This window comes from Sphingomonas sp. OK281, assembly GCF_900115295.1.
Classification (GTDB): domain Bacteria; phylum Pseudomonadota; class Alphaproteobacteria; order Sphingomonadales; family Sphingomonadaceae; genus Sphingomonas.
Genome location: NZ_FOVZ01000001.1, coordinates 371,530 through 382,140, shown reverse-complemented (window position 1 = coordinate 382,140; position 10,611 = coordinate 371,530). Strand labels below are relative to the sequence as shown.

7 protein-coding genes are annotated in these 10,611 nt (G+C 64.9%); all 7 read right to left on the bottom strand.

Annotated features, from left to right (window positions below; translation table 11 throughout):
- Nucleotides 1–493: 493 nt before the first annotated feature.
- Nucleotides 494–1,432: a metallophosphoesterase family protein gene (locus tag BM244_RS01790; protein WP_093397012.1), complete on the bottom strand. Its 939-nt coding sequence runs from the start codon at nucleotides 1,430–1,432 to the stop codon at nucleotides 494–496.
- Nucleotides 1,433–1,487: 55 nt separating this feature from the next.
- On the bottom strand, nucleotides 1,488–3,614 hold the full coding sequence (locus BM244_RS01785) for a TonB-dependent receptor (RefSeq protein WP_217649073.1): 2,127 nt from the start codon (nucleotides 3,612–3,614) through the stop codon (nucleotides 1,488–1,490).
- Nucleotides 3,551–3,982, bottom strand: coding sequence for an STN domain-containing protein (locus BM244_RS23355; protein WP_217649072.1), 432 nt, complete (start codon nucleotides 3,980–3,982; stop codon nucleotides 3,551–3,553). The genes BM244_RS01785 and BM244_RS23355 overlap by 64 nt, the downstream gene beginning before the upstream one ends.
- An 80-nt stretch (nucleotides 3,983–4,062) precedes the next feature.
- Entirely contained in the window at nucleotides 4,063–5,010 is a 948-nt protein-coding gene (locus tag BM244_RS01780; protein WP_093397011.1) for a FecR family protein, read from the bottom strand.
- Complete coding sequence (locus tag BM244_RS01775) at nucleotides 4,968–5,540, bottom strand: RNA polymerase sigma factor (RefSeq protein ID WP_093398039.1); 573 nt, start codon at nucleotides 5,538–5,540, stop codon at nucleotides 4,968–4,970. Before BM244_RS01775 ends, BM244_RS01780 begins: the two co-directional genes overlap by 43 nt.
- A 382-nt stretch (nucleotides 5,541–5,922) precedes the next feature.
- The gene (locus BM244_RS01770; RefSeq protein ID WP_093397009.1) at nucleotides 5,923–8,022 is read right to left on the bottom strand and encodes a phosphocholine-specific phospholipase C; all 2,100 of its coding nucleotides are present in this window, start codon (nucleotides 8,020–8,022) and stop codon (nucleotides 5,923–5,925) included.
- Nucleotides 8,023–8,084: 62 nt separating this feature from the next.
- On the bottom strand, nucleotides 8,085–10,448 hold the full coding sequence (locus BM244_RS01765; protein ID WP_217649071.1) for a TonB-dependent receptor domain-containing protein: 2,364 nt from the start codon (nucleotides 10,446–10,448) through the stop codon (nucleotides 8,085–8,087).
- Nucleotides 10,449–10,611 lie beyond the last annotated feature (163 nt).

Sequence of the window (10,611 nt, the reverse complement as noted above, 5' to 3'; positions counted from 1 at the left end):
CGGGCAGTAAAGGCGGGCGCGGCGTTTGGAGCCTGCGCCCACGACAAACCAGGCCGCGAACTCGGGTTGCAAGGAAGTGGATTGGTACAATCCATCCTGGTACGCTCAGTAATTGCGACAGTTTGGGGCAACCACGGAGTACGCACCGCGAACTCCACGTCCGCTACATTCGGTTCCCAAGGCATATGCGCCGACCAGCTGGGCGCGTATCGGAGTTGATGAGGGAACCCCGTAATCGCTGACGGCCCAAGAGTATTTGTCCGATAACCCCTGCGCATAAATTCAAGTTCGAGTCGCCCCCGATGCTATGCCTCGAGAAGGCTTCCCGCGGCTGCATCCGATCGATTACGACAGTCGGTGCGCACGACTTCGACTCAGGGTGCAGTTGCGTCCGGTTATAAAATCCCTGCGTCTCCAGGCCAGGTCGAAGTCTGGGCCCCGCGGCATCCGGACGGCAAGTTGATAACGCCGACATACCATTTCGCACATTGGCCTAGATGGGCACATCCTGTCGATCGACACTGGTGAAGCCATAGGTCCTGTACCGGCTCTCAACCTTACGGCCGGAGATCGTGATGTCGGTGTAGCCTTCCGGCGTGCCCAGGAACGATCCGCGCCAGTCCGCGCCGGCGACGGCACCCGTCGTGCTGAAGGATATCCCGTCGAGCTCGATCCGCTCGTAGACATGGCTGTGCGCTTGAAGCACCGCCAATACGTCATGGTCCCGCAGAATGCGCAGCACCTCCCGGCCGTTGACGACGAAGGTCCAGTTGTGCGGGGTGTCGAGCCAGGACTCGGGCTCGTAGCATTGCATCGCCGTGACGAGCGGAATGTGCGTCACCACGACAATACGCGTGCCCTTTTGCTGGGCGCCGAGATCGGCGCGCAGCCATGCCAGTTGCGCGGCGTCGACGCGGCCTTCGTAGTTCCGGTCGGCGGTCAGGCCGATCGAGTCCAGCACGACGAAATGCACGCCCTTGTGATCGAAGGCGTAATAACGCGGTCCGAAGCGATCGATGTAGAATTGCTTGCCGTAATCGGGTGCGGACGGATCGATACCGCTCTTGGGGAAGACGCCCAGGCAATCGTGGTTGCCGATGACGTGATGCACGGGCTTGCGCAGGTGTGCGCGTTCGGTGCGCTGGTACAGATCCATCAGCAGCGTCGCGCGCGCACGTCCCGTTTCGAGCGCATCCTCGACATGGTCGCCGCCTAGGATCACGAAATCGACGGGCGACGCGGAGATCTGTTCGAAGCACTGCGCACAGGCGCGATCCGCGCCCAGTTCCGGCCGAATGTGGCAATCGCCCACGAACGCGAAGCTGAAGCTGTCGCCAGCGCGCGCGGGCGTTGCCGTGGCCGCCACGGCGCGCGCCGCCAGGGCGACCAGCGGCACACCGAGCGAGAGCTTCAGAAGATTGCGACGTTCCAAAAGGCACCTATCGAGATGAGGACGAAGGACAATTGCCGTAGCGCGGCGGCGACGCTCAAAAGTGGACGCGAACGGTGCCGAACACCTGGCGCGGGGCGGCGGTTTGCAGCGTCGTGTAGGTGCCGTTCGGATCCGAGGTGACGAAACCGGCGGTCCCCGTGGAGGCGATGTATTTCTTGTCGAACACGTTCGTCAGGTTGAACTGGACGTCGAACATGCGGTTGAAGCGATAGCCTGCCGACAGGTTGACGTTCACCGCGCCGGGCAGCTTCGCGTCGTTGAGATAGCTGTAATAGCGGGCGCTGCGATAATGCGCGCTGACCCCGCCCCAAACCGTGCCGTCGTCGTAGTTGAGCTCGGCAGTGCCGACATTCCTGGGTGACGCGACGACCTGCTTGCCCTTGGTGGCGACGACCGCGCCGCCGAGCGGCTGGACATCGTCGTCATAGGTCGCGTCGTTATAGGCATAGCTGCCGTAGAGCGACCAGCCGCGCGCAAATTTCCAGTTGGCGGCCGCTTCGGCGCCCCGCGACGAGACGCCGCCGACGTTCTGGAGCACGTTCTGGTTGCCGACGATGGTCGCGCTGATCGACGAGGCGAGCAGGCGGTTGGAGAACTTCACGTAATAGCCGGTCAGCGAGAGCTGCAGATTACGATCGTGGAAGCGATAACCGGCCTCGAACGTGTTGGTCATCTCCGGCTTGAGGTCGCTTCGGATGAAATCGAACCCGGCCTGCGAGCTGCTCGAAAACGGGCCGCTCGAGGTCGACGCGACGAACGCCGCCATGTTGCGCGTATAATCCGCGAACAGTTCGTTCTCGCCGTCCAACGTATAGAGTGCGCCCACGGTCGGCAGGAACCAGTTCTTGGCTTGGATCGAACCGTCGATCGGCTTGGTGCTGATCACGCTGTGCGCACGGTTGGTAGAGACCAGTCCCTTGACGCCTGCGTTCAGCCGCAGCGCGCTGGTGGCTTGCCAGGTGTCGCTGATGTCGAGCTGGACGGTGTTCGTGACGTACTCGTTGTAGAAATTGGTCTTGAACGGGTTCGTGTAGAATTGCTGGAAATCGCTCGGCGTCACGCCTTCTTGCAGGCCGTAGAGATACGAGCCCTGATCGAAGGCATTGCGTTCGTACCAGATACCCCCTTCGATCTTGTGATCGCCGGCGGCGAACTTGAGGCGCGAGATCACGCCCTTGCGGTTGATCGCGTAGCGGAGAGCGGACACCGAGACGGGCGAGCCGCCAAACGCCGCGGGCGTCGCATCGTACGGGCTGGCATAGGTGCCGATGCCCTTGTCGAGATGGATGTAGGCCGTCGTGAAACCGGTCAGCCGCGGCCCGAGCGCATAGTCGAGCTTTTCGTACGCCAGCAGATCGCGCCGTACGCCGCCGCCCTGGTAGATCGTATCGTCCGCCGCCGCGAACGGTGCCGGCGGGGTGCCGCCGTTCTGGACGATCGTGGCCAGTTGCTCGGTCAGCGCGAAATCCCGGATGTTGTCGAACCCGTAGCCATAGGTCTTGAGGCGAGCGAGCGAGACGTCGTTGTAATCGTCCTCGCGCCGGTCGATCAGGTCGAGGAACGTGGTCGACTTGACCGCGTCGCCCAGCGGCTGGACGTATTTCGCATTGATCTGGTCCTGCACCTGCTTGCCCCAGCCGCGCCACTTGCCCTGCCGGTCGTGCGCATACGACACCGCCAGCCGCCCGCCCCACGGCAAGTCGCCGGTGTTGACCCGCACGAAGCTGCGCCACGATCCGGCACTGCCGTAGCTTTGCTCCAGATCGATGCCGAGCTTGTCGGTGGGATCGATCGACGTGAAGTCGACCGTGCCGCCGATGTTGCTGGTCGATGCGGTGCCTAGCGCGCCGCTACCCTGCGAAAGCGTCGCCGCGCCGTTGTTCTCGCTGAGCAGCGCCCGGTTGATCGAAAGGCCGTTGTTGTTGCGGTACTGCATGTTGCCGAGCGGCACGCCGTCGAGCGTGAAGCCCATCTGGTCGGTGAGGAAGCCGCGGATCGACAGTTGCGTCGCGGCCTCATACGTGCCGTGTGCGTCGGAGGAGTCGAAGTTCACGCCGGACAGTCGGCCGAGCGAACGCAACGGCGACGTGCCACCCGTCAGTTTCGCCATCGCCTTGGCCGACACCGTCTGCACCTGGCGCGACTGGCCCTGGCCGAGCACGACGATATCCTGCCCCGCGGTATCGGTGGCCGCGGTTTCTGGGAAACCTGCGGCGTTTCGACGGGAATGACCTTCAGCGCGATCATCGAGGGAGTCTCTTCGGCGATCATCAGCCCCTGCCCGGCGATCAGACGGCGCAGCGCCTCGTCGCGCGTGAACCGACCGCGCAACGCAGCCGCGCGACGATTGGCGACGGCATCGTAGGGAAAGCTGACATGTACGCCGGCCTGCCGGGCGAACGCGTTGAGTGCGGTTGCCGTGTCCGACGCCTTGATGTCGAAGACGACGCGTGGCGCCTGAGCCTGCGCGTTGGCGGCAACGGGTATCGCCATCGCCACGATGGCCGTCGTCGTCAAAAACTTGAACATGTAATCCCCGCATCGAACCGTGTGTCGGTGCAGGGATGGATGAGCGCGGACAAACCGCCATCGACCGCGAAAATAAACTTCTACGCGCGGGTCAGGACTATTCCTCCGGACGGGCCGGCGGTCGCGCGGATGCCGAACGAACTGCGCAGTGCGCGCAGGAATTCCGCCGGCCTGGTGGTCGCGAAACTGCCGCCGACCCGGACCCGCGACAGCGCGGGGTCGCCGATCACGATCTTGTTCGGCAGATACCGGTTCATTTCCGCGACCGCATAGTCGAGGCTTTCGCCGTTGAGCACCAGCGTGTCGTGCTGCCACGCGGTGACCCCGCCGATATCGTCACGCGCCTGGATGCTGACCTGCCCTGCCGTGACGAGTGCGACCTCGCCCGAACCGATGCGCGTGGTGGCGCCATCGGAAATGCCACCCGCCAGCACGGCCAGTTCGCAACCCGCGCCGCGGAGCCGGACATTGTACGCACCGGGATCAAGCCCGAACTGCCCCCCCGGCGTCAGCAATTGCAGACGATGGTCGGCCGCCAGCCGAACCGCGATCTCACCGCGGTCGAGCCAGAGTCGCGCAGGCGCGCCCGTCCGCCAGTAGACGCGGCTATCGGTATTGAGATCGAGCGAGATGCCGGGCGTCACCGCGACCGTTATACGCTGGCCGACCCGGGTCTCCGCCATATCGCGCGCAGCAGCGCGGTAGGCGATGCCTCCGCCGACCGCCGCAACGCCTACGATCGAGCCGGTGGCGCGCAGGATCTGGCGTCGATTCGGCCGTGCAGCGGCTTTCGGTACGGGCTGCGTTTCAGGCGAATGCCCGCTCTCGCGCCGTGCGCCGCGCAGTCCATCGAGATCGCGCCACGTGCCGGCGACCTCTGCAAAGGCCACGGCATGACGGATATCGGCGTTTCGCCAAGCCTCGAATGCCGCGACATCCGCCGATCCCGCGTCGAGCGCGGCCAGCCAGCCGGCAGCCTCGTCGGTCAGGTCGGCATGACGCTGCGGGATGTCAGTATGGCCGGACACGCTTTCTCCACCTGGGCTTCGCTATCGCGCCGGGCTTTCGTGATGAGGGCGAGCCCCTTAGCGATATGCTGTTCCACGGTCGAGACCGATATGCAAAGCGCATCTGCAATGTCGGCCGGCGGCATGCCCTGGACCTTGCGCATGTGCAGGACGCGCGAGCATTGCGCGGGCAGCGCGTCGATCAAGTCGAGCAGGCGTTTCAGCTCGGATCGCCCCGACGCGATCGCAAAGGCATCCGGCGCCGGGTCCGCGACACCGAGCATGTCGAGCGACACGAACGCGTCGATCCGCACCACGTTCGCCCGTCGCAGGCGTTCGAGCGCGAGATTGTGCACGATCGTGAGGACGAAGCCGCGCGGCGTGACGATCGCGCGATAGTCCGGCGTCTTCAGCACCCGCGCATAGGCGTCCTGGACCAGATCCTCGGCATTATCGCGGCCGCACAGGTACGCTGCCTTCGCCCGATAGGCCGGTGCATGCGGCAGCACCTCCGCGAGAAACCAGCGATCGATGTCACGCAGCCAGCTCAACACATGCTCCATAAGCCATGCTAGGCCGCTTAGACCGGTATTCTTACACGACCGGGACAGTCACCTGCCGTCGAGTTCGGGCGTGGCCGTTTGCAAAGGCGTGCGGCCGCATGAGGCCTGATATGCTCGATCTTCGGTCAGACACGACCCACGCCTGGCGATGCACGCCTGTCGGCCATGTCCCAACGTCTGCTAGTCATTCAGGTCATCGCATCGGCCGGTCGAGCCGTTTGAGAGCGTCGATCGTGCGCTTGGTCGATCGTGCGCTTGATAGCCAAATCAACGACAGGCATTCGCAACCCGGACCAAGCAGGTCTGCGTCGCTCCTCGATGCTGGCGGCGAAACGGACCCCAGGTTCTCGTCAAGACCAATCGGCGACGATCAGACTGGCCTAGACGCGTCGAACGGATCGCTGCACGTGATGCCGCCGGGGGCGTCGATCCGCCCTGATACCCGGCGCCGGTAATTCGGGACGGTCGCCGCGATGACCGTGATGTCGTACCATCCATGACTCCTGCCCAGCGCCCAGCTATGCTGCGCCCCGTTCAACGGCGTCACCAAAGTCTTCGCGCCGACGCGTTCGGCGCGCGCCACCAGCTTATGGGTGCGGTGCCCGTCGGGGAGGAGCAACGCCATCTCGGTGGTGGTACCGCGCCATACCAAACCGGATACCAGTTCCGGGTCATCCCGGTGTCCCATAAAGTGTCGGAGGAACCCGTTCGGGCCTATCGCCCAGAGATCGTAGCGCCCTTCGTCATCGAACCCCCAGCGCCCATCTAACGCACGTCCGGGTTCGACCGTGAAGCGGCGCGGCGCCTGGGTCAGGTCGGTCCGATCATAGACGTGGAACACCGCGGCCTGCGCGCCGTCGGCGGCGAACCGAAGCTGGATCGCGCCATCGGCGATCGTATCGCCGACGGTCAGCGCATAAGGGAGCGGGCGGGCGCGGCGAATGCCGGGTTCCTGCCAAGGGAAAGCCGAACCGGCCGGCGCTTGGAGGCTGATCTGCTTGGGGATCGCCGCCGCCCTGACGGCGTCGGCGCGCGGATCGGGCATGGCAGCGAACGGCGCAGGGTCTGCGGCGGTGAAATCGAACGCCGAGGTCAGGTCGCCGCACACGGCCCGTCGCCACGGTGCGATATTGGGTTCGTGGAAGTCGAACCGACGTTCGAGGAAGCGGATCACGGAGGTGTGATCGAACACCTGCGAATTGACCCACCCGCCCCGGCTCCATGGCGAGACGACGTACATCGGCACCCGCGGGCCCAGCCCGTAAGCCCGGCCACGATAGGCGGGCAGGTCGAGCGCCGCGTCGCCCTTGCTGGGATGGCGGTGATAGCTGCCCTGGAGATCGACGGTCGAGCCGCCAAGCACCGTGCCGTCCGCCGCCTGCGACGGTGGCGCCGGCGGCGGCATGTGATCGAAGAAGCCGTCATTCTCGTCGAACATCACGAGCAACGCGGTCCGCGCCCAGACCTTGGGGTCGGCGGTCAGCGCGTCGAGCACTTCGGCGGTGTAAGCGGCGCCTTGCGCAGGGCTCGACGGGCCAGGATGCTCGGAGCCTTTCGCGGTGGCGATGACGTAGGACACTTGCGGCAGCCGTCCGGCGAGCACGTCGGCGCGCAAGACGTCGAGCCCGCGCGTCGTCAGCGCGCGCTCGCGCAATGCCGGGTCCCCGCGACCCTGGTGCGCGTCGCGGAACGCGGCGAAGCCGACCAGCGGGTTGTCGGTGAAATTGTCGGCCATGTCCTGGTAGATGCGCCAGTCGACGCCTTTTGCCTGCAACCGCTCGACCACCGTCGTCCAGCGGTACGGCTCGGCATTCCCGCCATCCTCGGGAAAGCTGTCGTGCGAATTGCCGATCGCGGGACCGCCCAGCGTGCCGCCGGGATCGTTGGTCCCGCTCCACAGGAACAGGCGGTTGGTGTTCGTGCCGGTCTGGACCGAGCAATGATACGCGTCGCAGACCGTGAACGCCTCGGCGAGCGCGAACTGGAACGGGATGTCCTCGCGCCGGTAATGGCCCATCGCGCGCTGGCTCTTGGCTTCGGGCCAGTGCGCCATCCGCCCTTCGTCCCAGCCGCGCTGTGCGTCGGGCCAGCTATGCGGCGTGCCCTCCATCCGCATCAGGTCAAAATTGGTGCGGGTGGCGAGGTGGAACGGCATGACCGTACGGGCACCGCCGGGTGCGGTCCGGTCGCGCTGGTACCAGACCGGTGCAAGCTTGGTCGCGTCGAGTTCCGAGGGAACGGGGATCGGCAACCGGTCGGCAAACCCGCGGACGCCGCGCAGCGACCCGAAATAATGATCGAAGCCGCGATTTTCCTGCATCAGGATCACGACGTGCTCGACATCCATGATCGAACCCGTCTTCACGTCCGGTGCGATCGCCGCCGCTCGCGCGATCGCGGCAGGAAACACCGACAATGGCGCACCGGCAAGGCTCGCCCCGAGCAGGGTACGGCGAGAGACATCGGTCATCGAGGCACCCCACGGGAGAAGAACATGGTCCGCAAACGTAAGCGGACCATGCCCATTTCAGATCAGAAGTCGAGCGACAGCGACGCGGTCACGGTCCGCGGCGTGCCGAGGAACGCCGAACCGCCATCGGCACTCGACAGATAGCGCTCGTCGGTCAGGTTGGTCGCCTGCACGGTGAACGACACCCCCTTCAACTGCTCACTCACCGCCTCCAGATCGGCACCGACATAGCCGCTGACCAGCGTGAAGCTGCCGGCCTTTGCTACACCCTGCGTATCGATGTTGCGGTCGCCGACGAACTTGGTGGCGACACCGGCCTTGAAGAACGACTTCTTATAGTCCGCCGAGACCACCCACATGGTGCGCGGCGAATTGATCACCTGCTGGCCGGGCGTCACGCCAACGTCGGCATCCTGCGCGGCACTGCCAGTGCCGATATAGGTCGCGTGGTTGTAGGTGAAGCTGCCCGACAGCGTCAGCGGCGGCAGCACGCGGTACGCCAGCGCCGCCTCGATGCCGCGGCTCTTCACCCCGCCGACGTTCAGATACACGCTGTCCTGCTGCTCCAGATAGTCGATCCCGGTGACGAGGTTCGACGAGATCGAGACGATCTGGTTCTTGAACTTGATGTCGTAGCCGGTCAGCGACGCCTGAATCCGCCCGGTATTGTAGCGTGCCCCGATCTCGATGTTGTTCGCGGTTTCCGGTCGCAGGTTGCGGATCGTCTCGGGCGGCTGGCCAAGTGGACCATTGCCGATCGCCGCGAAGTTCTGCGAATAGCCGGCGAACAGCTCCATGCCCTGCAACGGTGTCGCATAGGTCAGGCCGGCGTTGATCAACGGATCCGAATGCGACTGGATCGACGTCGCGCTCAGATTGCCGAGGAGTTCGGTACGGCTCTGGTCGAGGAAGAACTGCTTGACGCCAAGGCGTGCAGTAAGCTGACCATAAGTCACCGCGTCCTCGGCATAATACATCACTTCGTCGAGCCCGTAGTCGGTGCTGAACTGGACGTAATACGGCGTGCCGTCGTAGGCCGGCCCGACCTGCGCGTTGGTGACCTTGTGCCAGTCGCGGAGCTGGTTGGCACGGCTGTGCTCGAACCAGAAACCCGCGCGGAACTGGTTCTGCACCACCCCGAAGTCATGCTGCCAATCGACGTCGCTGGTGAAGCCCATGCGGTCGTTCTTGTAGTGGGTGTGGCGGTACGACATGACCGGCGTCGCGTTGGACGCGTAACAGGTCGGCGAGTATTCGGCAGGCACGCCGCTGGTGCCGACGCACCCGGCGGTCATCGTCGCGGCCGCGCCGGTCGGCGTGACGAAGTAGATCTTGCCGAGCGCATCGCTGCCCCGCACGGTCGCACCGCCGGTATATTCGCTTTCCGGGTTGCCCGCACCATCGTTGCGGACATCGACCAGATACGGCGGTGCGAAATCGCCGCGGCCGCGCATCCGGTGATAATAGCCCGCCGCCTGCAGCTTCACTTCGCCCATTTCGGTCCGCGCCTTCAGATACCCGAACAGGTTCTTCCGCAGCGCACGCGACGTCGAGCGATAGGCCTGGTCGAAATACGGCAGCCCAGTCCAGCTGTCGGTATAGGCGTCATGGTTCGGGTCGCTCGCGAACTGCGCCGGCGATACCGATCCGAACTCGGACTCGTCCGCATCGTCGTACGACACGAAACCCGTCAGATCGACCGTGCCGACGCGGCTGAGTACCTTGCCGTCGATATGGTCGCGGCTGGTCTTGCCCGATCCGCCGATCCAGTCGTGGACGCGTGAGGTCGACGCGCTGATATACGCGGTGGTGTTCGGTGCGATCGTGCCGGTATCGCCGCGCACGTAGAATTTGCGTGCACCGAAATCGCCCCCTGCCGCAGTGAAGCGCAGCCGGCTGTCCACGGTCGGATCGGAAGTCACGTAATCCAGCGTCGCGCCGAGCGCTTCATTGGAACGCGAGGAGATATCGGCGGTCCCTTGTGACACGTTGACGGTCTTGAGGTCGAGCACGTCGACATACCGATTGGCGCGCGATCCGCCGCCATAGCCCGAGCCGCCGTTCGGCAAGCCGTCGATCGTCGACCCGATCTGCTGCCCGCCGCCGCCACCGCTGTTGAAGCCGCGGATGCTGATCGAGGTCGCCCAGTCGGACGAGCCGAACGCATCGCCCTCCGCCACGAACACGCCGGGCAGTTCGTTGATGACGTCGTTGACGCTGGCGAGCGCGGACTGGCGCTCGATCATCGGCGCGGTCACGCTCGTGTTGGCGAAAGCGGTCGCTTGGCCGGTCACGACGATCTCGTCGCTGCGCGATGGATCCGCATCGCCGGCCGGCGTCGCGGACGGCGTTACCGTCGTCTGCGCGCGTGCGTTCGTCGTCGCCGCAATCGCCAGAATTGCAGCGCCCACCATCCACTTGGTCATGTCGTATTCCCCCTGCCGCGGTCCGAACGTCGCCGGGCATCCCATGCCGAGGCCCTTGCAAGCGGGGTGTGACATGGCTGTGACATTGTGTGGATATAGTTGGTATTTTGTGGCTTGTGCGTTGCCTCTGTTACGGAGAAACAGGTCGAACAGGAGAAGCCGC

What these genes read in the sequence shown, in the direction of transcription:
- BM244_RS01770 (WP_093397009.1), bottom strand. Translation starts at nt 8,022, where the DNA reads ATGACCGATGTCTCTCGCCGTACCCTGCTCGGGGCGAGCCTTGCCGGT.
- BM244_RS23355 (WP_217649072.1), bottom strand. Translation starts at nt 3,982, where the DNA reads ATGTTCAAGTTTTTGACGACGACGGCCATCGTGGCGATGGCGATACCC.
- BM244_RS01765 (WP_217649071.1), bottom strand. Translation starts at nt 10,448, where the DNA reads ATGACCAAGTGGATGGTGGGCGCTGCAATTCTGGCGATTGCGGCGACG.